The organism is Thermodesulforhabdaceae bacterium (assembly GCA_037482015.1).
Classification (GTDB): Bacteria; Desulfobacterota; Syntrophobacteria; order Syntrophobacterales; family Thermodesulforhabdaceae; genus JAOACS01.
This window is the reverse complement of the sequence record JBBFKT010000003.1, coordinates 161,208-185,618: the sequence shown is the minus strand read 5'-3', so window position 1 is coordinate 185,618 and position 24,411 is coordinate 161,208. Positions and strand designations below refer to the sequence as shown.

Below are 24,411 nucleotides of genomic sequence, written 5' to 3'. Positions count from 1 at the left end.
AAGTGTTAAAGACACATAAAGTTTTTACCATAAAAGCATGAGAAGGAGTTACTTCAAGTTATGGAGTATAGATTCGATTTTCTAATTATAGGTAGTGGCATTGCCGGACTTTCTTTTGCTCTCAAGGCGGCATCACTTGGTGAAGTGGCTATAGTGACCAAGAAAGATAAGCTCGAAACCTCTACAAATTACGCTCAGGGCGGTATCGCTTCTGCTCTTGGTCCCGACGATTCTTTTGAACTTCACATTCAGGATACCTTAACTGCAGGTGATGGGTTGTGCGATCGAGAAGTTGTAGAAATGGTTGTAAGGACGGCTCCTGATAGAATTCGTGAGCTTGTCGAATGGGGGGTTGAATTTAACCGCCGAGGGGAAGGACCTCTTGACTTCGATTTGGGAAGAGAGGGAGGACACAGCAGGAATCGCATAGTGCACGCTCAGGATATGACAGGACAGGCTATTGAACGAGCTCTTGTGCGGGCAGCCGAGCTTCATCCGAGAATTCATATATTTGAAAACCACTTTGCTCTCGATCTCATTGTTGAATACGAAGGACTTCGGATTGGGGACAGAGCTATAAAAAAAGGAAGTCGATGCTGGGGAGCCTATGTGCTGAATGTGCCTTCCGGTCAGGTGGATCTGTTTCTGGCACATACCACTCTTCTTTGCACTGGTGGAGCTGGTAAGGTTTATCTTTACACGAGCAATCCTGATGTGGCTACCGGTGATGGGCTTGCTATGGCATATCGAGCTGGCGCTGTGCTTGCAAACCTTGAATTTGTCCAATTTCATCCAACATGTCTTTACCACTCTCAGGCAAAAAATTTCCTAATTTCAGAAGCTCTTCGCGGTGAAGGTGGAAGGCTCATTGATAAGCATGGAAGACCCTTCATGCACAAATATCATCCTCTGGGTGATCTTGCTTTCAGAGACGTCGTCGCCAGAGCTATCGATACGGAAATGAAAAAATCAGGTGATGATTGCGTCTTCCTCGATATTACTCATCGAGGTAAAGATTTTCTCATGAAGCGCTTTCCAAACATTTACGAAAAATGCCTATCTCTTGGGATTGACATTTCCAAAAGCCCTATTCCAGTTGTTCCCGCCGCTCATTATATGTGTGGAGGTATTAAAACCGATATTTGGGGTAGAAGTTCAATAGAAAAACTTTACGCTATTGGAGAATGCGCCTGCACGGGGCTTCATGGGGCAAACAGATTGGCAAGCAATTCCTTGCTCGAAGCTGTGGTTTTTGCTCATCAGGCTTACTTGGACATAAAGGAACATATCAACAAATGGCGACAGGATTCCTTTCCTTCACTCTCATCCCAGGATTGTCCATATAATGCTCTCGAAAGTAATCAGCAGGGGGAAATGGTTTTTATTGCTCACAACTGGGACATTATCAGAAAGATTATGTGGAACTACGTTGGAATTGTTCGCCGTGATTCCAGGCTTAATCTTGCTCAGAATCATATTGCCCAGATCCGCCAGGAAATCAGAGAACATCTCCCCAATATTCCTTTGAACACCGACGCTATGGAATTGAGGAATCTTGCTTTGGTTGCTGAATTGATACTTTCCTGTGCGGTGGCAAGAAAAGAAAGTAGAGGGCTTCATTACAATTTGGATCATCCTCACAAAGACGATCTAAGGTGGAAGAGAGATACGCTTATATGGCGCGAGTTTGAATAAGTTTTATCGACGGCGAGGCATGTGGAAAAAGAGTGAAGATAAATAACAGTGTAAGGTTTATCGCTTTTGTTATTTTTTGGGTCGGTTTTGTTGTAGCCTCAACGATCCTGATAATTCGATTATATAACACTATTAAAACTTCCCCCCTTTGGCAGGTAAGAAAAGTCCAGGTGGAAGGGCTAAAAAGAGTTTCTGAAAAAGAGATACTAAAGATTCTTGATTTGCCTCCACAAGTATCCGTATGGGATCTTAATCTTCTCAGTCTTGAAAATAAGCTATCCGGTCATCCCTGGATAGAAAAAGCGGTTGTCAAATGGCGCTTTCCCGGTGTAATTTTAGTGACGGTAGTGGAACGATATCCTGTCGCCATTTTGTGCTGCGATGCCTGTTTCTATGTGGACGCAAACGGGCAACTCTTTAGCCAAATTAATCGTAAAGACATTTCCGATAGCGATGTTCCGTGGTTTACTTTTTGCCCTCAGGTTTTGGATAAATCCTTTAGAGTTTCAGAAGTAACTCTAGCTGGTTTTTCAGCTTTGATGCAGGCTTTGAGAAACTTTTTTGGTCCCTTGTGGAAAAATGCGGAAGTTTCGTATTCGCCTAAAGATGGGTTTGTTGTTAAAATCCAGGGGATTAAGGCCTTGTTAGGCACAGAGGATGTTTATAAAAGTGTTGCAAGATTACAGTATATGATGCAAGGATTGAAGATGTTAGAAAAGAGCGAGAATTTTCATGAGATTGATGTTCGATATCCCAGATGGGCATTCATAAGATGATTCTGAAGGGAAGGAGAAATGCCAAAAAGCCGTGACATCGTGGTTGGTCTAGATTTAGGGACGACAAAAGTCTGCGCTGTTGTTGGGGAACGCACTTCCGAAGGCATTAACGTAATAGGGCTGGGAACGTCTCCTTCCCATGGGATTAGAGCTGGAGTTGTTGTTAACATAGATAAGACTGTGAAGGCAATTCGTAGAGCTCTGGAAGAAGCTCAATTCATGGCTGGTTGTGATATCGATGGCGTTCACGTTGGAGTGGCTGGAACTCATGTTCAGGGACTTAATAGCCATGGCGTTATTGCTATAAAGAATCGTGGAGAAGTTACCGAAACGGACATATATCGGGTAATGGATGCGGCTCAGGCTGTGGCAATGCCGGCTGATAAAGTAATTCTCCATGTTGTTCCTCAGGAATTTATCGTTGATGATCATAAGGGCATTATGGATCCTTTGGGGATGAGCGGGGTGCGCCTTGAAGCAAGAGTTCACCTGATTATTGTTTCAGGGTCTGCTATAAAAAACATCGAAAAATGTTGCGCTCAGGCGGGAGTGCATGTTGAAAGTTATTCACTTGAGGTTCTAGCTTCCAGCCGATCCGTACTTTACCCCGATGAACTCAAGCTAGGCGTGGTGGTTATTGATATTGGAGGCGGAACCACGGATATTGCCGTGTTTCATAACGGTTCTGTGAAATATACAGGAGTGTTACCTCTGGGAGGAAATCATATTACGGCCGATATCTCTGTCGGGCTTAAAACATCCCTTGATGAAGCTGAACGGATTAAAAAACAGCATGGGTGTGCTATCGCAGAAGCAATACCAGAAAATGAGTCTATAAAAGTTAGGTCTCTTGATGGACGTAGAACCTTTTCCGTAGATCCTCTCGATTTGGGCAGAATTATTGAAGCTAGAGTTGACGAAATACTCCAACTTGCATGGAGAAAGGTTGTGCAGTCAGGTTATATGGATCACCTCCACGCTGGAGTGGTATTGACTGGGGGAGTGGCTATGCTTCCTTACATTAGAGAACTTGCAGAAAATATATTCGAAATGCCGGTAAGGATTGGCATCCCCGTTGGTTTTGGTGGTCTTAAGGATGTAATTGAAAACCCAATGTATGCCACAGCGGCAGGTCTGTTGCTTCCAGACATTGACGAAATGAGCGAAAGATATGTGGCCGCTTCGGAGTCGTTATTTCCTTTGGGATGGGTTAAAAAATTTTTTGTTTTTGTAAAGAGATGGTTAGGGGAACTGTAAAGTTATCAGGGCACGTTGAATCGTGATCCCAGGAAAAATGATATGTTATTGAAAATCCAAGGTGAGCAGCTAGGAAGCTTAACCTAATTGGAATAAATTCCAAAAGAGAGGGCAGGATATGACAACAAAAGATAAAGTTACGCCTTTACAGCAGTATTCAAAGGATTTGGTAGACAACGGTGATCAGGAAAATGAATATTTTGCGGAATCACCCGCTAAGATTAAGGTGTTTGGAATAGGTGGTGCAGGAAATAACGCTCTAAACAACATGATAAGATCTGGCCTTCTAGGAGTCGAATTTATAGCAGCTAATACAGATGTTCAGGTCTTAAGGAGATGCCAGGCTCCTGTGAAAATTCAACTTGGTTCCCAGCTTACTAGAGGCCTAGGAGCGGGAGGAAATCCAGAGATTGGTGCAAAGGCTGCCGAAGAGGACATTGATAAAATCAAAGCAGCGGTGGAGGGAAGCGATATGGTTTTTATTACTGCCGGACTCGGTGGTGGCACCGGCACTGGAGGCGCTCCCGTTGTGGCAAGAGTATGTAAAGAACTTGGAATCCTTACCGTCGCTGTCGTGACAAAGCCCTTTGCTTTCGAGGGCAGAGTTAGATTGAGAAATGCTGAAGAAGGGCTTGTTAAGCTTCAGGAAGTCGTTGATACTCTTATAACCATTCCCAATGACCGCCTTGTAACTCTGGCTGATAAAAGAGCCGGCTATCTCGAAATGTTCAAAAAAGCCGATGATGTGCTCTATTATGGTGTTAAAGGTATTTCTGACCTTATTGTGATCCCGGGTTACGTTAACGTTGATTTTGCCGATGTTAAGACCGTCATGAGCGAAAGAGGTCTGGCACTCATGGGAACGGGTATAGGACGGGGAGAGAATCGAGCCTCCGAGGCGGCTCAGCAGGCTATTTCCAGTCCACTTCTTGAGGACATCTCCATTAAGGGGGCTCGCGCTGTGCTGGTAAATATAACAGCAGGTCCAGATCTTGCCATGTATGAATTTGAAGAAGCTTCCACCATTATACACAGTGAAGTTGATAGTGAAGCCAATATCATTATTGGCACAGCTTTCGATCCAGAACTCAGTGACGAACTGAGAATAACCGTAATCGCAACCGGCATAGGAAAGAATAACCAGCAGAAAGCAGTCTCTTCTGGTTACACTGCTCAGCGCCGCCCTGATAATAAACCTTCATCGTCTCGCTACCCATCTTACCCCCCACCACCAACTCCATCATCGACTTCCGCTAAGAAAGAAGAACCCAGGAGAATATTTATAGATGACGATGTTTACGAAGATTCTGATTTGATTTCTTCCGAATCGGATCTTGAAAGATCCCGACCGGAATACAACATTGAGTCAGAAAAAAAGCAGTCTTTTATAGATCGATTTAAACGAAAATTCACTTCTGATGAGGATGAAGAAGATCTTTCTATTCCTACATTCATCCGCAGAAAATCTAAGAAATGATGTGGCAGGGGAGGTAAAAAGGGCGGTATAGCCGTCTAATAAAGATTTCATGTCATGGAAAGATCGTAAAATCCTTCGGGAAAGGCTAGAAGATGAGAGTGGTTACGTCATTAAGGATTGGGGAGGCAAGACCAGAGTAGCTCTTGCTTTCCCCAACACTTATTTCATTGGTATGTCCAATCTTGGATTTCAAAATGTTTACGGCCTTTTTAATGCTCTTCCTTACGTAGTATGTGAGCGCTTTTTTTATCCTGATTCGGAAAAGTTCCCCGTTCTTTCGCTTGAATCTCAAAAGCCTTTATCAGAATTTGACATTGTCGTTTTTTCTGTTCCCTTTGAAATGGATTACCCTTATCTGCTTGAGATTCTTCAAAAGTCTGGCATCCCCCTTAGATCGAGCGATCGCACGAGTGCTCATCCTCTTGTTGCGGCAGGTGGAGTGACTACCTTTTTGAACCCTCAACCTTTATCCCCTTTTATGGATTTTTTCTTCCTGGGAGATGCCGAAGTTTTCGTTGATACTTTTTGGGATTTTTGGAAAAGCCAGCCCTTTACAAAATCTGAAGAAAAACAGAAATGGCTTAAAAAACTGGCTCAATCGGTTGAAGGCATCTATGTACCAGAGTTTTACCATGAAGATTATAATTCCAACGGAACAATTAAATCTCTCCGTCCCATGCCGGATTTGCCAGCCCGCATTCGAGTTCAGAAAAGCCCTTTAGTGGATGCTGAACCTGCTAAAACCCACATATTTACCTCGAATACAGAATTCAGTAATGCCTTTCTTGTGGAGATCGGAAGGGGCTGCGGGCGAGGTTGTAGATTTTGTGCCGCAGGTTATGTTTACCGTCCCCCTAGATTCCATAAGGTGGAAGCAGTCTTAAAAAGTGTGTCGAAAGGAGAGTTTCCTAAAAGATGGGGTCTAGTAAGCGCCGCTGTAGGAGATTATCCATACCTTGATGAGTTGGCTCGTTTTCTTATTGAAGAAGGGGTGGAGGTTTCCTTTTCTTCACTTCGAGCTGACGGCATTCAGCCGATTATTAAAGAAATTTTCAAAGCAGGTCAGCATCACGCCGTAGCGATAGCTCCAGAAGCAGGATCAGAAAGACTTCGTCGAGTGATCAATAAAAAACTTGCCGACGACCAGATTTGTGAAGCTTGCGTGTTCTTGACCGAGGCTGGTATTCGCCATCTGAAGCTTTATTTTATGATAGGACTACCTACAGAAAAAGATGAAGACGTGGCTGCGATCGCACATCTTGTAAAACGTATTCGCCACGAAGTTATCCGAACTTCTAAGGGGCTGAAAAATTTAGGAACTATTGTTATCAACATCAACTCCTTCGTGCCCAAGCCCTTTACTCCCTTTCAGTGGGTATCCTTTGATGGGGTGGTAGCACTTAAAGAAAAAGCAAAAAAAATTCAAAGACTGCTTGCTGGTTTTTCCAATCTTAGAGTTCATACCGATGTGCCAAAATGGGCGTATATCCAGGCATTGCTTTCCCGAGGAGATCGAATGGTAGGGGATTTGCTGGAAAAAGTGGTGCGGGACGGCATCAGTTGGTCGAAAGCTTTTAGAGAACTACCGTGGAATCCTGACTTTTTTGTCATGAGAGAACGAAGGAAAGATGAGCTTTTTCCCTGGGAAATTGTAGATCACGGGATTGACAAAGAATTTCTCTGGCATGAATATGAAAAGGCTCTTGCCGGTAGCGAATCACCCGGATGTCCTTCTGTAAATGGCTGTGGTTTTTGCGGAGTGTGTAATAGGCTTAAGAAAAGTTAAAATTTTTGTTCAGAAGGGAGAAAAAAGAGACAAAGTATGCGAAATGTGCCCGATTATTACAATATTTTGGGAGTTTCCCCAGGAGCAACTCCTGAAGAAATAAAGAAAGCCTATAGAAAGCTTGCTCTTCAATATCACCCTGATCGAAATCCAGGAAATCCTCAGGCTGAAGAACAATTTAAGCTCGTAAGCGAAGCCTACGCTGTGCTAATGGATCCTTCCAAGCGAACTCAATACGACCGTATGCGGACTGTTGGTGAAAGTTATACCTATGACTACGGTTTTTCTTATTCACAGGAAGAAATCTTTCGAACCTTTTTCTCCAATCGTGAAGCCTGGGATGTGTTTCAGGAACTTCAACGCGAACTTGCCAAAATGGGAATTCGTTTTGATGAGAATTTTCTAAATAGCATTTTCTTTGGTGGAGGAAGAAGGATTATTTTCAAGAGTGTTTTCTTCGGCCCGGGAACCTACAGGAATGACTCATCAAAATCCAATTGGGAAGATTACAAAAAAGGCGAACCCTATTCCGAAGGAGAGTCTTTTCTTAAAGATACTCTGGGTTCTCTTGCCATTATAGGCAAAAAGGTTTTTGGATTCATCAAAGATAATATCAAGAAACGCCGTGATAAGGAAAAAATATCTGAATCGCCTGCTTCTGATCCTGTGCTTGATCTTCCTCTATCGGCAGAGCAGATGGAAAAAGGGGATGAAATCGAGGTTATTCTTCCTTATGGTTCGGAAGGAAAAACCGTAAGTGTTAAAATCCCCCCTGGGGTTAGGCCGGGTATGCGTATCCGTCTTAAAAGTATAGGACCCACAAAGGGAGAAGATGGCTCACGATGGGACGTATATTTGAGGGTCCAACTTCGTGAGCCTAAGTAAAAGATTCCAGAGAATGATTAATTTATATCGCGACCTGTGAGCCTTTTCAGTGCTTCTAGATAGCGTAGTCTTGTATTTTCTATTACTTCAGGTGGAAGATGAGGGGGCGGATCATCGGATTTCCATCCAATTTCCACCAGAAAATCCCTAACATATTGTTTATCAAAACTTTCTGGGTTTTTACCCACTTCGTAACGATCTTTTGGCCAGAATCGGCTTGAATCGGGTGTCAGGACTTCATCCACGAGAGCGATTTCGCCGTCTATCATTCCGAATTCAAACTTTGTATCGGCGAGTATTATGCCTCGCTCCTCAGCATACTCAGCAGCTTTTTTGTAAAGCCTTATACTTAGATCTTTTAGTTTGTTTGCAATATCTTGACCGACAATTGCTTCCATCTGCTCAAATGAAATATTTTCATCGTGTTGACCAATTTCAGCTTTGGTTGAAGGAGTGAAAATGGGTTCGGGAAGTTTTTGAGCTTGTTTGAGTCCTGGTGGTAAGGGAATGCCGCAGACCTTGCCGGTTTTTTGATAGTCCTTCCATCCCGATCCTACAATGTAGCCTCGAACAATACACTCTACCGGAAATACTTTTGCTTTGCGAACAAGCATAGATCTTCCATCAAGCACCTCGAGATAGGGGCGGCATTCAGAGGGATAGTCCTTTATATTTGCCGATACCAGATGGTTTTTGCAGATGTCTTTGAGAAATTCCAGCCAGAACAAAGAAAGAGCTGTTAAGATTTTTCCTTTATCTGGAATCGGGTCCGGCATAACTACATCGAAAGCCGAAATTCTGTCAGTCGCAACAATAAGAAGATTGTCTCCTAGATCATAAATGTCTCTTACTTTGCCTGTGCCCCAAAGCTTAAGTCCTTCAAAATGGGTTCTGTATAGGGAAGAACTTACCGATTGCATCCTTCTTTACCTCCTTTTCCTTTATAGAATTGGATAAGAAATTCTGCATCCTTGGGGGATAAGTCAAACTTAAGGATTGCTTCATTAATGAAGCTGTTTAGATGCTCCATGCCTTTTTCTTCAATCATGGAAGAAACCCACTTAATAGCTTTTTTGATCGCTTCGCCTTCCGGCATTATTGTTGCCATATTAAACTTCTCCTTTTTTATCTTTTTGTTGCAATAAAAAGTTACCTTGATTTTCTACGTCTAACATAACTTTCAATAACGACGTATTTTTTAGGAATTTCTCTAAAAAATCGGCTAGGTTCGGCTGGTTTTCCTTGCCTTTCAAGAGCCCAACTCAAATGGAGATATTCCGCCGCTCTCGTCATGGCAACATACAAAAGACGCCTTTCTTCTTCAATACCTTCCAAATTTTCTTCCCAGTTGCCCGGTACGGTTATAATCGATCTCCAGTGAGGCAGAAGTCCTTCTTCAACCCCAATGACGAACACAACCTTAAACTCCAATCCCTTTGCTCCGTGAAAGGTCATGAGCTGGACAGCGGAAGTTTTTTCGCTTTTACCGGCTTCGTCCTGTTCTTCCTGAACCAGAGCCGCCTTTTCGAGCAATTCGCTTATTGTGTTACTTTCCGACGCCATATAAACAAACTGTTCGATATTACCCTGGCGGTGGAAGAAGTCTTCTTCATTCTTGGAGTAGTCTCGAAGATATTCGAGATAGGATGTGCGAGAAAGAAAACATTCTATAGCTTCCCTGGGTGGCAGTTTAGCAATGTCTTCAAGAAGGATTTTTAGGCTTACTAAAGCTTTGGTAACCTTCTTAGAAAGAATATTTGCCTGAAGCGCCGCCCATGTTGCTTCCTGTAATGACATACCGGGTTTTTTAAGGGCTTCGATTTTCTTTAATGTAGCCGATCCTATTCCTTTTTGAGGAACACCGAACACTCGCTCAAAAGCCATATCGTCCCTGGGATTTAGAGCGCTTACAAGGTAGGCGTTAATGTCCTGAATTTCTTTGCTTTCAAAAAATCCTCTTGCGCCTACAATCCGATACGGGATTTTAAGTTTTCGAAAGGCCTCTTCAAAACTTAGCGAGCAAAACCTCGTTCTGTAAAGCACGGCTATTTCGTGAAGAGGGATACCTTGTTGGTGATGGTATTCGATGCACTTCAAGGCTACCCATCTGGCTTCTTCTCGCTCGTTAGCAAATTCCGCAATCACAATTGGAGGACCAGGGCGTCTGCTAAAACATCGTTTTTCAAGACGCATTTTATTGTGGGCTATAAGTTCATCAGCGGCTGATACTATGGGCGTTGTGGAGCGAAAATTTTCTTCAAGTCTGAACACAGCACTTTTCTTAAAGCGTTCGGGGAAAGATACAAAATAAGCCAGGTCGGATCCCCTGAAGCCGTAAATACTCTGGTAATCGTCCCCTACAACCATCAAATTACCGTCCCGCATGAGAAGTTCTGTGATTTCATTCTGTAAACGATTTGAATCCTGAAACTCATCAACCAGAATGTAATCAAAGGCGTTCTGATAGGTTTTCCTAACTGTTTCGTCCTCTTTGAGGAGATTTCTTGCCAGAAGCAGAATATCATCAAAATCAACAGCATTGAGGCTTCTTAGGGCTTCGTTGTATTTTAGATAAGCATCAAATAGTTTAGGTATATTAGGATACTGTTCCAGAAACCGTTCCGGGTAACCACTGTTTTTAGCAAGGGAAACGATTTTATGAGTCGACCCGAGGAATTTTTCTGTGCTTACGTTCAAGCTTAAGAGAATTCTTTTCAGGAGAGTCTTTTGTTGGGATTCACTGTAAACAGAAATTGGTGTTTGGTAACCAACTTTAGCTGCTTCCCGATTAAGAATTCTAAAGCATGCGCTATGAAATGTTCTTATCCAAGGGAAATTCTGTCGAGAGAGTCCTGTTATGGCTTCAAGCCTGGATTTCATTTCTTCCGCAGCCTTGTTGGTAAAAGTTATAGCCAAGATGCGGGATGGATCGTAACCGAGTTCGCTTATAAGGTATGCTATTTTAGCGGTGAGAGTTCTAGTTTTGCCGCTTCCTGCCCCGGCTGATACCAGTATCGGTCCCCTTTGGCAACACACCACTTCCTGCTGAATAGAAGAAAGAACTTCTTTTATTCGATACCACATATCCTAACCTAATTTGCCAACCCGTTAGAAGTTTTCAAAATGACCTGTCTCATTTGCCGAGTCGGAGTTTATATCAACCGGATAAAATATGCCACTGTTTCCTTTTGTAAGTTGCGACAAACAAAAAACCCAGAGCGGTTAAGCTCTGGGTTTTTTGTTAACTAGTGATTCTTAGAAGCGGATTATTTGTTTCCGTTCAACCGCCTTACGCGAACGGCTTGAGGTCCCTTAGAGCTCTGTTCTATTTCAAAGCTCACTCGATCTCCATCATGGAGCGTTCTGAAACCCTTGCCTTCGATCGCAGTGTAATGCACAAACACATCACCCTGGGTCTCGGTTTCAATAAACCCATAACCTTTTTTCTCATTGAACCACTTAACTCTTCCTTCAGCCATGGTACTCCTACCTCCTTAAAAAGCTGAACCAACTTTACTTCGTTGGAAGGATAGCCTCCCGGGAACTACCACGCTCAACCGGACCCAGGCTTTCTTCATCCCTTCCGGATTTCTTCCTTCCAACTCACCACACACAAAAAAAGCGATCCTGCACACCGCAGGCTCGCTTCCTTCCTTTGTTATTTTACTTTGTTGACCATCTAAAAACATCAAATTCCTTTATCTTAAAATCTAAATTCACCCCGACTATACACTTTATCTGGCAAAGTGCAAGCTTTTTTTGATCCATCGGAAGATTTTTTACCACATGGACACAATTTTTTTCGCTAGATCCATAGAAGCTGTGAACGCTGGGGAAATTGGGTTCAAAACGTGGAGAGAATCTCCATCCTGGATCACAACGAAATCCATAATGAGTTTCTTCTGGTGAAGATCGATAAGCTGAGGGCGTATGCCTGCTTTAGATGATGGCACAAGAGCATCTTGTGTGAGTCCTTTGACAAGACGTTCAGCGTCTCTATAGAAGAAGGGACGGAGATACTTCAGCGGTTCTCGTAAAGCCATTTTTCGGAAAGAAGGATCTTTTATAAAAAGTGTAGCATTTCTGGCTAATATTAGCGGAGCTTCACTGTCAATTCCCCGAAGTTTTCCGTAATGCTCTCTTCCCAGAGCTGGAATTGCCGTTGGTCCCACAAAAACTTCACCATACACGTTTTTAGAAAAATGAACGCCAAGGAAAGGATAACGAAGATCCGGAGCTGGATAAATGTGTCCTCTGATGATTTTCGATAGAGGATGGTTCTGTCTAACTTTCCAATAAATGCCTTTAAAAGGGACCAGTTGATAGTTTTTAGCCAGACCGAAACAATGTGCCACTTTATCGGAAAAAGCCCCGGCAGAGTTAATAAATCGTTCAAACCGGATTTCTCCCTGGGAAGTTACAGCTATCGAAGATCCTTTTAAGTTTTTGAACGCACATCCAAAGAGAATTTTTACTTTTTTTGAAGTTTCAAGATCTTTATGTAGAGCCTTAAGAACCTCTTTTGGGTCAACTGAAGCCGTTTCTTGAACATAAATTGCTTTTTCGATTGTTCTCGCCGCCGGCTCTATTTCGGTTAATTCGCGATCACTTATCCACTTAACCTTTGCGCCATTTGCCACAGCTCTTTTGAATAGTTCTTCCAGACAAACCAGATCATGTTCACTACTCGCTACAATAACTTTGCCTGTTTCCTTTAAGGGTATCCCTTTGGAACGGCAATATTCTTTCAGAAGCTGGTTGCCTCGAAGACAGGATTGAGCTTTAAGGCTTTCCGGTGTGTAATAAACTCCCGCATGAAGCACACCGCTATTACGCCCTGAAGCATGAGCGCCCAGGGTCTTTTCTTTTTCTATAACAACGACTTCCTCGTAACCTCTATTCAGGAGTTCTCTGGCTATGGTAAGCCCTATAATGCCTCCACCAACGACGAGCACTTCCGCTTTCATTTTTGTGCCTTTCTAACAACCGATGAATTTTCCCCATTAAGGGAAAAGGCAAGCCACTTTAAGCCAAATTCAAGCAGAGTTCTATCATCGCCTTCCAGAACATTTCCAACTTCAAAATTGGCTCGAAACTTCTGCGAAGAAACAATTCGGCGAAACATATCGAGCTCATAAGTTGCCATATAAAAAAGTTCCTGTTGGTGTCCCGTAAGCCCTTTCTTAAGCCTGGGACTCATCAGGGTCCTCATCCACTCATCATTCAATCTGTGATATTCTTCTAACCCTTGATCTTTTAGCCATTCTCCAACATTCCATTCAACATTTTCTTCAAAACCGCGGCAGTGAGCCTCCTTTACCAAAAAGAACGATTCCAGCAATATTCCGTGAATTCCATGGTAACGCGTTGCGCGAGCAACGGGATAAATTCTGCAGGCAGAAGGACGATGACTGTAAACGGAACATCCCTCTGGGGACAAAAAAGGACAAATTTGATCATCTACTTCTGACATTTTTAGAAAAAGTATGGGTGCGTAAGATGGAGGACGAAATTCCATCGTTGTAAAACGATCTATAAACTCTCTGGAAGATAGCCCCAGTTTTTCTCTGAGCTTTACAACATCATAGGGCGTGAGCATAAGTCGAAGTTTACGGCAACATTCTCCAAAGCAGGAAATATTCGGATGGCATGCAAAGAAAAATTTTTCATCTTCTTTTATTGGCACCAGATGTTCGGGAAGAATATCTTCTTTTACGTATGTCAACGCTTTCCCCTTTGTGCAGCGTTTTTTGCTGTCACATTACGTTAAAGAGTTCTTGAAGTTGAGTTCTTATGTAAGAAAAAGCCAGCATGAGAAGTTTTTCTTCATCTTCCATAGCCTGTTGATAGCTTTCTTCGTCTACGCCGTGGAATTTCCTGAAGGATGGGTGTTGAATCATTTCTTTAAATGTATCTAGATCGTAAGCAAGAAAGAGAAGCTTTCCAAGTCCAGCGTCCATCTTGGATCCTGGAGAAAATTGGGGTGGCATAACGGATTGGTAAAGGGCTTCCATTTCCTTGTAAGGATTAATTCCCTGAGATGTGAGCCACTCCGCTACCGTCCATTCGTCTTTTTCTTTAAGTCCAAGGCATTTTTCTGATGATCTTATAAGCTTGTAACAGCCTGGGTGCTTAACATCGATGTCCAGAGGATACATTCGGCATGACCAGGGACGGTCGTTATAAACTTTACATCCCGAGGATGTTACGAAGGGGCAGGCAAGAGTTTGTGGATCCATAATGAGCTGAACGACCGGGATATGAGTTATTTTTGCAAGAAAGGAACGAGTGTAACGATTAAGAAACTCTGATGAGCCCATTCCGAGAGCTTTTCTCAATCTTAGAACATCGTATGGAGTGAGGTAAATGTTAACATCTCGACAGCATTGAGTAAAACATGGAAGATTTTCATTACAGGCAAAGCAGATACGGCTTTCTTCCGTCAATACTTCAGCGTTATTAATTGTTTCGCTCATAGACCTCCCCTTAAAAGATACAGCTTAAAGTGTCGAAATTCTGGATTGCCTCTTATAAGTTTTTCTGCAACCGAAGCAACATCGGCTGTTTTGCATACAAAGCAAGAGATATCACAGGCTTTTCCGCACTTTATACAAACAAAGCTTTCTTCAAGGACTTCCCCGCAGGAACATCTTGGCTCCATAACCAGTTCTTCCTTTTCCCGAAAAACAAGGAAAAAGGGTTCGTCACGGCTCTTTAGCTCTTCAAAATCTACGTAAACCGCCAAGTTTTTACCTCCCTTTATTTAGTTTTTGCCGCCGTCCCATGGTGGAAACGGCGGCAGAAGCAGATTACAGAGCCTCAGCTAGAACTTCTGAAAGTTCGGTGATTTCCAAACTTTCCTGTTTGTTTAGACTGGTGCATGCGTCCGTTAGCATGTTCATGCAATAAGGACAGGATGTTGTTAACATTGCGGCGGCTTTTTCGGCTGCATCGGTTATTCTTAATTCACCGAAACGCTCGCCCATAGGAACTTCTGCCCAGATACGACCTCCACCTCCGGCACAGCAAAGACTAAGTTCACGAGAGCGATCGAGTTCGATTAGTTCTACACCTGGGACAGATGCTAAAAGCTTCCTTGGTTCATCATAAACATTGCTGTGACGTCCCAAGTAACATGGATCATGATAAGCGATTTTCTTCTTGGATGCTTCCTTAGAGAATTTCAACTTTCCTTCTTCAACGAGCTTTGCAAGTAACTGAGTGTAGTGAATGACTTCCCACTCTCCGCCGAAAGCTGGATACTCCTGGGTAAAGGTCCAATAACAGTGGGGAGATGTGGTGATAATTTTCTTTACGCCTTTTTGGTTGAAAAGTTCGATGTTGGACTGAGCGAGTTTCTGGAAGAGTTCTTCATCTCCGAGCTTTCTCATGCTTTCACCACAGCAGGATTCTTCTTCTCCGATAACTCCAAAGCTTACGCCAGCAGCTTTAAGGAGTTTTACGATACTTTTTGCTATCTTGGTGCTTCTTGGGTCGTAACAGGAATGGCAGCACACAAAGAGAAAATACTCCGTATCAGGACCAAACTTTGGCACATCAAGCCCTTCTTGCCATGCGGTCCTTTTTTCTCTGGGTCCCGCCCAGGGATTGCCGTTAGCGTGAGCACTCCCAAGTATTGGTCTTAGATTTGCCGGAACAACTCCGCCACCAACAATGCTTGCTCGCATTGCTCTAACATTGTCGATGATTTTCACGCCTCTAGGACAGTTTTTCACACACATCCCGCAAGTTGAACAGGCAAAGAGCACGGTTTCATCTTCGAAACCTTCCATGCCCATCTGTCCTAAGCGAAGCATGTATCGGATACTGAATTTCTCACTGGTTTCGCCTGGAACAAGTCGCCAGGGGCATAGCGCCGTGCAAAGTCCACACTGCATGCACCAGCTTATTGTTTCGGCGCCCATCTCGATGATGTAATCTCTCATCTCTCGAGAAACATATTTCGGTTCCATCTTCTTCATCTCCTTCCTGCTTGCTAGAAGCCTTTGTATGGATTGGGTCCAAGTTCGGCAAGCCGTTCCGCAAAGCTATCAAGAATTTGAGGAAGTCGATGGTAGTCCGTGATGGAAACTTCCTCAACTCTTACTCGATCGGATTCCAGAGCTAGTCGATCGAGAGTTTCCTTAATTTTGGACATACGGATGTTAGCAAGCTCGCTTCCTTTGATGAAATGACACTGATAATCGTCGCCATGACGGCATCCAAGCAGGATAATGCCATCTATGCCTTTAGAGAGAGCATCTGCAATCCAGATGATGTTCATTGAACCCAGGCATCGCAACGGAATAATACGCACCCAGGAATTGTACTGGATACGCCTTAATCCCGCCATGTCGAAAGCGGGGTATGCATCGTTTTCGCAGGCAAGCACGAGAATGCGAGGCTTTTCTTCGTATTCGTCCGGAACATTGATGGCTTTGATCATGTTGCCGATCATTCCAACAGAGTAGTTTCTGAACGAAATAATACGTTCCGGGCAGGCTCCCATACAAACACCGCATCGGCGGCATCGAGTTGGGTTGGGAAGTGGATTCGCCTTTTCATCCTCGTTGATAGCTCCAAAAGGACATTCTTCGGTGCATCGCTTGCACTGAGTGCACCTCTGCATGAAAAACTGCGGATAGCTCATGTCGCCAGCTCTGGGATGAACAGCCATACCCTTGGATGTTAATTCAACACACTGAATGGCTTTTAATGCTGCACCAGTGGCATCATCTACAGTTCGAGCATAATCCATTGGAGCTCTTACCGATCCAGCAGGATAAATACCGGTTCTTCTAGACTCATAGGGGAAGCAGATGAAGTGAGAATCAGGGAAGCCGTATTTCAATGCCGGCACTTCAGGACCCTGACGGTATTGCAGGTTGAGAATGTTGGATACAAGAATAGCGTCCGCTGGAATTTCCACTTCTCCTTCCTGTCCAGCTTGAGGTGCCCGATAGGGTTCTCCTAAAGCTGTCGTTGGCACCATACCTGTTGCCAAAACTACAAGCTCCACGCTTTCGGACATGATGGGAGCTCTCGTAAGCACATCTTCCGCCGAGACAACAAGGTTGCCAGAACCGTCATCGTCAACAGATGTTACGTTGCCTCGCACGAAGAAAACCCCATCCTTCTGAAGCTTTTTGTAAAAGAGTTCATAGTTTCCAGGAGTTCGCATATCTTTGTAGAAGATGTAAACCGTAGTATCAGGATTAGCTTCCTTGAAGTAAGCCGCCTGTTTTAGTGCTTCCACACAGCATGAAGAAGAACAGTAGGGAAGGTGGTTAGGATCTCGCGATCCGGCGCAAAGCACAAAGGCAACACTTGTTATGGGTTCTCCGTTAGATGGTCGCTTCACTTCGCCGGATTTGAACATCTCTTCAATCTGGACCATCGTCACTACATCAGGATATTTTCCATAGCCAAGGTTGTCTAACTTGGTAGCATCGTAAGGAATGGCTCCCGTAGCAAGCACTATCGCACCAACTCGCTCTGTGGCTTCCGACCCGTTTTGAGAAATCTTTACGTCAAAAAGGCATGGACCTCCCGCAATCGATGCTACAGAACTAGACGTATAAACCTTTATGCGGTTTTCTTGAGTTACTTCCTGAATGAGCTTATCAATTGGGTTTTCTTCTGGAACTTCGTATGGAGAATTTTCGGGAGGAAGTTTATAAACGGTTTTAAGATAGCCACCAAGAGATGCATCTTTTTCAACCAGCACCACTTCATAACCGGCTTTTGCAGCTTCTTTTGCTGCAGTCATACCCGCAAGACCACCGCCAACAACAAGGATTCTTGTGCTCATATTTTCGGCTGTAAATGGATCCGGAGGTTCTACCTCTTTGGCCTTTGTGATGCCCATACGAACTTGATCTTCTGCCATCATTTGAGTGTCTTCGTCGCCAGCGGGGTGAGACCACACCACTTGCTCTCTCAAATTCACTCGCTCAACAACCTTGTCTATGCCAAAATCAAAGATGTCATACATAACTCTGGGAGAACATGCCGCTACAACGATGGTATTTACACCTTCTTTCTCGATGTCGGCCTTTATAATGTCAACTCCTTCAGGCTGGCACAGGCATTCATGACTGCGGCATATCTCTACCTGAAACTCACTTTTTGCCAGCTCTGTAAGAGCATTAACATCAATTGCTTCGCCTATACCGCAACCAGCACAAACGTAAAAACCGATTTTCTTTTCCATTGGACTACCTCCTCACCGTAAACTGAAGAGCCTTTAAGGCAGCCGCCGTAGCGTCCTGAACCGATGTGGCTACATCAGCGGGTTGTTTTACACATCCAGCAGGGATTATACCGGTTGTGTCATTATCGAGTAAAAAACCACTTGGATCGAGAGCCACATCCATTGGGAGAGTTTCATCTGCTGTAGAAGGAACCATACCGGTAGCTAATACCACCAGGTCAAATTCTTCTTTGGTTATTGTTCCAGTTGTTTGATCTTCAGCTTGAACCATAATCTTACCCGACGGCAACCTTCTTATTTCTCCGGCTTTGCCTTTTATGAGCGTAACGCGAGGATCAGACTGCACTTTGTTGAAGAAATCTTCGTATCGCCCGAGAGCACGAATGTCGATATAGTAGATAAAGACTTTTGCTTCCTGATTTTGATCCAGCACGTAAGTAGCCTGTTTAAGCGATGCAAGACAGCATATGCCTGAACAATAGGGAAGATGATTTTCGTCTCGGGAACCTGCACATTGAATAAAGGCAACTTTTTCTACTGGTTTTCCATCAGATGGACGAACAATCTGTCCATTGGTGGGACCATCGGTAGAGGCGTAACGTTCCATCATGACGTTTGTGATGACATCTGGATTTTTTCCAAAACCATAGTAAAGAATTTTTTCAGCGTCATAGGGTTTCCATCCCGTAGCCCAGACGATAGCGCTAACATTTAGATCAAACTCTTTGGGTGTCATGGAAAGATCAACAGCATTATAAGGACAAGAGTTTTTGATCTTTTCTGCTTCTTCTGTGCCGATAATTCTTGCATCAAGCACGTAGCGGAGAGGGAAGCAGAAATCGTTGGGCAAATAAACTGATTTTACCGTATCGATGCCGTAATTAAATGGATTGGGGAAGGTTGTTGTAGCGGCTTCTTCGCATTTTCCGCAGGCGGTGCAGTGTTCATTGATGTAGCGGGGATTAAGTTTAATGGTGACGTCAAAATTTCCGGGCGTTCCGGAAATCTTTGTCACTTCTGCCATAGTGAAAAATCGGATTCTGGGGTTGTTTTTAATACGGCGGAAATTGATTTCTAAGCCGCAATTTGGTGGGCAGAGTTTAGGAAAGTATTTGTTCATTCTTGCAACTCGCCCGCCAAGATAGGGTTCCTTTTCAACAAGATAGACTTGACAACCAGCTTCAGCGGCTTCTATTGCAGCACTAATTCCGCTGATACCTCCTCCCACTACAAGAATGCTCCGATTAGTCGATCCACTCATGCTCCATTCCTCCATCATTCTTTTTTCTTCAGCTTTCTTCAGGCGAGTTTGTCACTCTGGAATGTGGGAAAAGCTTTTTGCCATTTTCTGGTCAAAGTGTCGGCAAATATATTATATTTTGGTTCCCCCTCCCAGAACGACATTAACGAGTGTTTCAATAGCACATAGAAAGCTGAAGAGTAAATTCAATTTCCATCAAAAAAAACCCCGGAAGCTCCATGAGCCTCCGGGGCTATTTTATCTAAGCAGTCACTGTTTTATTAGACAGGCAGATTCACCACCGGAACTTTCTTCATAGTCCATTCGCCTGTTGCAGGATTCCACACGGAGTTTACGAAGACTCTCCAGTTATTTTCGTCCATATCGGGATAGTCAGCTCTGAAGTAGTAACCAGGCCATCTGGATTCTTCACGGAAGAGAACATGACGCACATGGCTTTCAGCAATCCACATACGATGGACGTTTTCCCATGCCCTCATGAGTTCATGGAGATCACGAGCAGCGAGTTTTTCAGAGTCTTCTTTGAGGAAGGTAAGGAGTTCGAGGGCTCTTTCAAGCATTGGCTTGTTGGTGGTGAACTGAGCGGTCACGCCACCTGCGTATTCATCCATGATCTTCTGGAGACGGAACATGAACATCTTGGGCATAATGTAGTTGGGGTTGATTTCTGGATCGCTCGAAATCGGGCTGTATTGTTCGAAGATCTCGAGAGGCTTAAGAATGCGCTTCTTGAGTTCTTCGACCTTAGCCATATCGACTTCGGGAGCCTTATTGTTATCAAGGATGTAAGCGATGGCGCCCTTAGCGGCGATACGACCTTCAGCATGGGATCCGGAGGAGAACTTATGGCTGGAAGCACCAGCAGCGTCACCGGCGCAGAACATGCCCTTAATGGTGCACATCCGGTTGTAGAGCCCGATGTCTTTCCACATGGCTTTGTATTCTTCTGGCATCACATCTTCAGGACCACATACCCAGGCACCGGAAGCACCGGAGTGAGAACCGATGAAGTAAGGCTCAGCAGCTGCAATTTCAGATGGTTTTTCTTCGGGCTTGACATTTGTTGCAGCCCAGAGGAAGGACTGAGTAATGGTCATGTCAAGGAAGTCTTCCCAAGCTTCGGCTTCAAGTTCTTTCATTTTCTTCTTGAAGGCCTTGGGATCGTCTTTGTATGCAGCGGCGAGGTTAGCGATAGCTTCTTCAGTTCTCATGTAGATTGGGCCCTTACCAGCCATGATGTCTTCCATACCGAGCCAGTTACGGAGGTTGGCTGGAATGGGCTTGCCTGTTCCGTAAGGTGCCCACTTGGGAAGTTCGCCAGCTCGCTCAACCATGTATTCGCCGCCGAATGCATTAGTTGCACGAGATTTGAAAAGGAGGAACCATGCACCAACAGGACCATAACCATCTTTGAATCGAACGGGGATGAATCGCACTTCTTGGCAGGTCATTTCGGCTCCTGCCCTGATGGTGAAGTAGGCAGAGGAACCGCAGTTCCAAGGTGGATACCATGCACGGCCAAGACCTTCACCGACTGAACGAGGACGGAACACGTGAACCGCACCACCCATGCCCACGATGGTTGCTTTGGCTTTGAAAACATAGAATTTGGGCTCACGAACGCTGAATCCTACAGCACCAACACAGGTGTCACCGTTTACAAGAGGCTCAACGATGAATACACGCTCAATAATTTCACCTTTGTCACCCAGAGTTGCCATTGCGTTCTTGGCAGCTTCAGCGACGATTACCTTGTAGGATTCGCCGTTGATCATGATCTGCCAACGACCTTCATGGACGTATTCGCCCTTTTCGTCTTTCCAGATGGGGAGACCCCATTTTTCGAAAAGATGGACAGAGGAGTCAACATGGCGAGCAATGTCGTAAACCAGGTCTTCACGGGAGATGCCCATGAGGTCCTGACGGACGTAGCGGACGTAGTCTTCAACAGTGTTTTGTCCCTTGCCGTAACCAATGTACTCGTTGATAGCCGAAAGGCCCATTGCTACGGCGCCAGAACGGTCAACCGCCGCCTTGTCAACGAGCGTTACCTTGAGGCCATACTTCTTCGCCCAGTAGGCTGCCTCAAAGGCGGCTCCACAGGCGGACATACCACCACCCAGAATCAAAAGATCAGTATCGACTACTACAGTTTCAAAAGGCTGCATATCTCCACCTCCTTAAGGTGTTTCGCAGGTTCACACAACTTTCTTACTTTTTCAAAGTTGGCAGTTCTGCTGCCAAGGTAGAACCAGGTTCGGTGCACAGAATCGGGCTCTTAATGTCGTCGGTTCCGGTTGCCCATTCATCCGGCCAGGGCTTTGCCTGACCTTCAGGAGTCGTGCGGATGGGGAACTTGAAGCGTTTTACTTCACCATTGCGGAACTTAACGGTCCACATAATGTCCTGAGAACCACGAAGCGGAACAACGGCTGCTCCAAGCGGCACAAAGTCCGCATAGCTTCGGATGTCAACAGCTTGCTGAGGACAAATCTTTACGCAGTTGTAGCATTCCCAGCAGAGTTCAGGCTCACGGTTGTAAGCCTTCATCCGCTCTTTGTCGAGCACCATCAGGTCGTTGGGGCAGATGTACATACAGGCTGTCTTGTCCTGCCCCTTGCAGCCATCGCATTTTTCCAGGATTACATAGCTCGGCATCTCTCCACCTCCTAAACGGTTAACTCCTCTCAAACACCTACCACTCACCAACTCCCCTACAGCCCTAAGCTGTTAGGGATTTATGCCTTATTGTGCTTTTTCGCTCAAGATAAATATCCTTTTCTCAAACATCAGTCAAGAAAAAAAAGATGATTTTCACAAATTGTCACAAAAAATTTTTCTATTCTTCATGACCCAAAAGTTTCATACGTTCTTTAGCTGCTTCAATGCGAATTTTTTCCAGTTCTTCGCGACGGGAACGAAGATTTTGAAGCCTGTTTTCAAGCTCGCTACGCTCTGAATCAGATGTCGATCTCTCAAGTAGCTCTTTTATTCTTTCGTATTCTTGGCGAACTAACCTAATTTCTCGGAGAATTTCTTCCTCCCGAGGCGTCATTACTCGCCCATCTCTCGCCCAACACACACAAATTTTATCTTCATCACCGTTAGATTGCTTTTTTTCCTGCATTTTTATTACCTCTAAATCAGGCAATTAATGACCCAAAAAGGTATATGATAACTTTGCGAAAAACCTTTATTAAAATCCACGCTTTTTGGCTAATACCTAAACTTTAAGCTTCTTTTGCTTTTTCGAGCATCTGCCTTAGTCTATCGCGCTCGGCTTTTGCTCCTTTTAGTTCTAATTCAAGCTCTCTTCGCTCAATTTCCGCAAGAGGTTCAGAAAGCTTTTTTTCTAATTCTTCCACCTTTTTTGTTATGCGGTAAAGTTCTGCCGCAAGTTGCCTTATGCTCACGAGAGTCTTTTCCCCTTCCCTAAAGCTCTTTAATTAATACCGACTTCCACCATAACCCAATATCATTATATACCGTTCTTTAGCTTCAATAGGAATGGTTACAAAGGTTCCTTTTTTGATCCTGACGAAGGGGGAGACGAAAGCAGGGTTTATCTTCATTAAGACATCCAGAGGGACGCCGGTGATCTCAGCAAGCTCTTCCATTGTGACGGATTCCGTAAGGACAACATTCCAGGTAGCGTCGATTTTTACATATCGCTTTGTTTCCTCATCTTTTATATCGCTTTTTCTACCAAGGCGAGCTGCTGCATAGACTTTGAATATGTAGTTTCTGGTTTGTTTTGGTATTGCACCACGTTTGCAAAGATCATTAAAGTCTTCAGTTCTGTGTTTTGCTAGCTTGTTAAAAAGAGCATTTTCACCCATGTTGAAAGCAGCTAGCACCAGAGGCCAAGAGTGAAATTTTTCGTAAAGATCACGAAAAAAACGAGCTACAGCAAAAGTTGACTTGAAGGGATCCAGGCGCTCGTCTATTCGCTTGTTTACAGTAAGACCAATGGAACGAGCTGTAGAAGGGGTAAGCTGCCAGAGCCCCGCTGCTCCTGAGCCATCTCTTCCTATGGCTCTTGGATGTCCCCCGCTTTCCACAAAACTTACAAAAATCAACTCCTCTGGCACTCCATTTTCTCTTAACACCTTCCTTATCATGTCTTCGTAGCGATTCAATCTTTTCATTATGAGATGAAAATTGTTCTTCCCCAGTTTTTCTACATAGTGATTTACCAGCGGGTGGTCCAGGTCAAATAATCCAGGTTCACGAACCAATTGCCTTTCAAAGGTAATCTTCCCGCTTGATACTGTTTCTGCAAGACATTGAAAATTAACCAAAAAAGCAACAAGGAAGGTGAAAAGAAGAATCAAGCTTCCTTGAACTCTCCCTTTCATCTTTGCTCTCCTTTTCTTTCGTTAATTTTGATGGTGGCTTTTTATCATGAAAAAATATCAAGGGCAACAAAAAAGTTTTTGCTAACAAATTCTTTAAGGAGTAGATTAACATTGTTGAAGCGAAAAGAATTTTTTTATGAGGGACAGGGGCTACTAATCATGGAAAGTCATAAGGTTTCTGCAAGTCTTGAAGACTATCTCGAAGCAATCTACGTCCTCGAACAAAAATACCGAGTCGCTCGAGCGAAGGATATTGCGGATTATATGCACGTCCAGCGAGCATCGGTTACTGGTGCACTGAAGGCGCTTGCAGTGCGAGGACTTATTTATTACACACCTTATAGTTACGTGACTCTTACAGCAGAAGGAAAAAAAATAGCTGAAGAAATTCTCTACAGACATCGAATTCTTAAAGAGTTTTTCAGCAAAGTCTTAAAACTCAGTCCGGAAGAAGCTGAACAAAACGCTTGCCGGATAGAGCATGCTATACAGCCTCATGCTATTGAACGGTTGGTAAAATTTTTGGAATTCCTTAATCGATGTCCTAGAGCGGGTTCCGAATGGTTTGACGCCTTTGAGGAGTTTTGTGAACAGGGAATATCTCCTGAATCTTGTCGAACGTGCATTGAGCAGTGCATGGAAAAACTTTCATCTCTTCTTGAACCTTCCAGGACAGATTTACCTGTTCCCGAAAAGACTTGAA

The 24,411-nt window shown here is 44.1% G+C and carries 23 protein-coding genes and 1 pseudogene; 8 read left to right on the top strand and 16 right to left on the bottom strand.

Going from position 1 to position 24,411, the window contains the following annotated elements:
- Positions 1-60 precede the first annotated feature (60 nt).
- The 7 genes and pseudogenes from nadB to WHS38_06210 all read left to right on the top strand — a co-directional run bounded on the left by nadB (position 61) and on the right by WHS38_06210 (position 7,876).
- On the top strand, positions 61-1,695 hold the full coding sequence (gene nadB, locus WHS38_06240) for an L-aspartate oxidase (GenBank protein ID MEJ5300571.1): 1,635 nt from the start codon (positions 61-63) through the stop codon (positions 1,693-1,695).
- 32 nt (positions 1,696-1,727) lie between these two features.
- The gene (locus WHS38_06235) at positions 1,728-2,471 is read left to right on the top strand and encodes an FtsQ-type POTRA domain-containing protein (protein ID MEJ5300570.1); all 744 of its coding nucleotides are present in this window, start codon (positions 1,728-1,730) and stop codon (positions 2,469-2,471) included.
- A gap of 18 nt (positions 2,472-2,489) precedes the next feature.
- Positions 2,490-3,728 (top strand): cell division protein FtsA, encoded by a 1,239-nt coding sequence (gene ftsA, locus WHS38_06230; protein MEJ5300569.1) that lies wholly within the window; start codon positions 2,490-2,492, stop codon positions 3,726-3,728.
- 118 nt (positions 3,729-3,846) lie between these two features.
- On the top strand, positions 3,847-5,205 hold the full coding sequence (ftsZ, locus tag WHS38_06225; GenBank protein ID MEJ5300568.1) for a cell division protein FtsZ: 1,359 nt from the start codon (positions 3,847-3,849) through the stop codon (positions 5,203-5,205).
- Between the two features lie 49 nt (positions 5,206-5,254).
- Entirely contained in the window at positions 5,255-6,991 is a 1,737-nt protein-coding gene (locus WHS38_06220; protein ID MEJ5300567.1) for a radical SAM protein, read from the top strand.
- Between the two features lie 36 nt (positions 6,992-7,027).
- Positions 7,028-7,234, top strand: a pseudogene (locus WHS38_06215) (DnaJ domain-containing protein).
- The gene (locus tag WHS38_06210) at positions 7,235-7,876 is read left to right on the top strand and encodes a DnaJ C-terminal domain-containing protein (GenBank protein ID MEJ5300566.1); all 642 of its coding nucleotides are present in this window, start codon (positions 7,235-7,237) and stop codon (positions 7,874-7,876) included. It begins immediately after the preceding pseudogene.
- Between the two features lie 17 nt (positions 7,877-7,893).
- On the opposite strand, the gene WHS38_06205 is transcribed toward WHS38_06210, so the two are convergent.
- From WHS38_06205 to WHS38_06130, 16 genes are all read right to left on the bottom strand, one after another.
- The gene (locus WHS38_06205; protein MEJ5300565.1) at positions 7,894-8,796 is read right to left on the bottom strand and encodes a phosphoribosylaminoimidazolesuccinocarboxamide synthase; all 903 of its coding nucleotides are present in this window, start codon (positions 8,794-8,796) and stop codon (positions 7,894-7,896) included.
- Positions 8,784-8,984: a hypothetical protein gene (locus WHS38_06200; protein ID MEJ5300564.1), complete on the bottom strand. Its 201-nt coding sequence runs from the start codon at positions 8,982-8,984 to the stop codon at positions 8,784-8,786. Before WHS38_06200 ends, WHS38_06205 begins: the two co-directional genes overlap by 13 nt.
- Before the next feature lie 41 nt (positions 8,985-9,025).
- On the bottom strand, positions 9,026-10,960 hold the full coding sequence (locus WHS38_06195; GenBank protein ID MEJ5300563.1) for an ATP-dependent helicase: 1,935 nt from the start codon (positions 10,958-10,960) through the stop codon (positions 9,026-9,028).
- Positions 10,961-11,142: 182 nt separating this feature from the next.
- On the bottom strand, positions 11,143-11,355 hold the full coding sequence (locus tag WHS38_06190; GenBank protein MEJ5300562.1) for a cold-shock protein: 213 nt from the start codon (positions 11,353-11,355) through the stop codon (positions 11,143-11,145).
- Positions 11,356-11,655: 300 nt separating this feature from the next.
- Positions 11,656-12,843: an L-2-hydroxyglutarate oxidase gene (lhgO, locus tag WHS38_06185; GenBank protein ID MEJ5300561.1), complete on the bottom strand. Its 1,188-nt coding sequence runs from the start codon at positions 12,841-12,843 to the stop codon at positions 11,656-11,658.
- Positions 12,840-13,601 carry a YkgJ family cysteine cluster protein gene (locus WHS38_06180; protein ID MEJ5300560.1) on the bottom strand — a complete coding sequence of 254 codons (762 nt, stop codon included), beginning with the start codon at positions 13,599-13,601 and terminating at the stop codon, positions 12,840-12,842. Before WHS38_06180 ends, lhgO begins: the two co-directional genes overlap by 4 nt.
- A gap of 31 nt (positions 13,602-13,632) precedes the next feature.
- On the bottom strand, positions 13,633-14,352 hold the full coding sequence (locus WHS38_06175; protein MEJ5300559.1) for a YkgJ family cysteine cluster protein: 720 nt from the start codon (positions 14,350-14,352) through the stop codon (positions 13,633-13,635).
- Positions 14,349-14,621 (bottom strand): hypothetical protein, encoded by a 273-nt coding sequence (locus WHS38_06170; protein ID MEJ5300558.1) that lies wholly within the window; start codon positions 14,619-14,621, stop codon positions 14,349-14,351. Before WHS38_06170 ends, WHS38_06175 begins: the two co-directional genes overlap by 4 nt.
- Positions 14,622-14,685: 64 nt before the next feature.
- Entirely contained in the window at positions 14,686-15,849 is a 1,164-nt protein-coding gene (locus tag WHS38_06165; GenBank protein ID MEJ5300557.1) for a (Fe-S)-binding protein, read from the bottom strand.
- Between the two features lie 23 nt (positions 15,850-15,872).
- Positions 15,873-18,089, bottom strand: a complete 2,217-nt coding sequence (locus WHS38_06160) for a hydrogenase iron-sulfur subunit (GenBank protein MEJ5300556.1) — start codon at positions 18,087-18,089, stop codon at positions 15,873-15,875.
- 4 nt (positions 18,090-18,093) lie between these two features.
- The gene (locus WHS38_06155; GenBank protein ID MEJ5300555.1) at positions 18,094-19,350 is read right to left on the bottom strand and encodes a CoB--CoM heterodisulfide reductase iron-sulfur subunit A family protein; all 1,257 of its coding nucleotides are present in this window, start codon (positions 19,348-19,350) and stop codon (positions 18,094-18,096) included.
- A 260-nt stretch (positions 19,351-19,610) separates the two neighbouring features.
- Positions 19,611-21,518, bottom strand: coding sequence for an adenylyl-sulfate reductase subunit alpha (gene aprA / locus WHS38_06150; GenBank protein MEJ5300554.1), 1,908 nt, complete (start codon positions 21,516-21,518; stop codon positions 19,611-19,613).
- A gap of 43 nt (positions 21,519-21,561) precedes the next feature.
- Positions 21,562-22,008, bottom strand: coding sequence for an adenylyl-sulfate reductase subunit beta (gene aprB / locus WHS38_06145; protein MEJ5300553.1), 447 nt, complete (start codon positions 22,006-22,008; stop codon positions 21,562-21,564).
- A 181-nt stretch (positions 22,009-22,189) separates the two neighbouring features.
- Positions 22,190-22,477 carry a hypothetical protein gene (locus tag WHS38_06140; protein ID MEJ5300552.1) on the bottom strand — a complete coding sequence of 96 codons (288 nt, stop codon included), beginning with the start codon at positions 22,475-22,477 and terminating at the stop codon, positions 22,190-22,192.
- A gap of 103 nt (positions 22,478-22,580) precedes the next feature.
- Positions 22,581-22,763, bottom strand: coding sequence for a hypothetical protein (locus WHS38_06135; protein MEJ5300551.1), 183 nt, complete (start codon positions 22,761-22,763; stop codon positions 22,581-22,583).
- 33 nt (positions 22,764-22,796) lie between these two features.
- On the bottom strand, positions 22,797-23,708 hold the full coding sequence (locus WHS38_06130) for a lytic transglycosylase domain-containing protein (protein MEJ5300550.1): 912 nt from the start codon (positions 23,706-23,708) through the stop codon (positions 22,797-22,799).
- A 159-nt stretch (positions 23,709-23,867) separates the two neighbouring features.
- Between WHS38_06130 and WHS38_06125 the strand changes: the two genes are divergently transcribed.
- On the top strand, positions 23,868-24,410 hold the full coding sequence (locus tag WHS38_06125; GenBank protein MEJ5300549.1) for a metal-dependent transcriptional regulator: 543 nt from the start codon (positions 23,868-23,870) through the stop codon (positions 24,408-24,410).
- Position 24,411 lies beyond the last annotated feature (1 nt).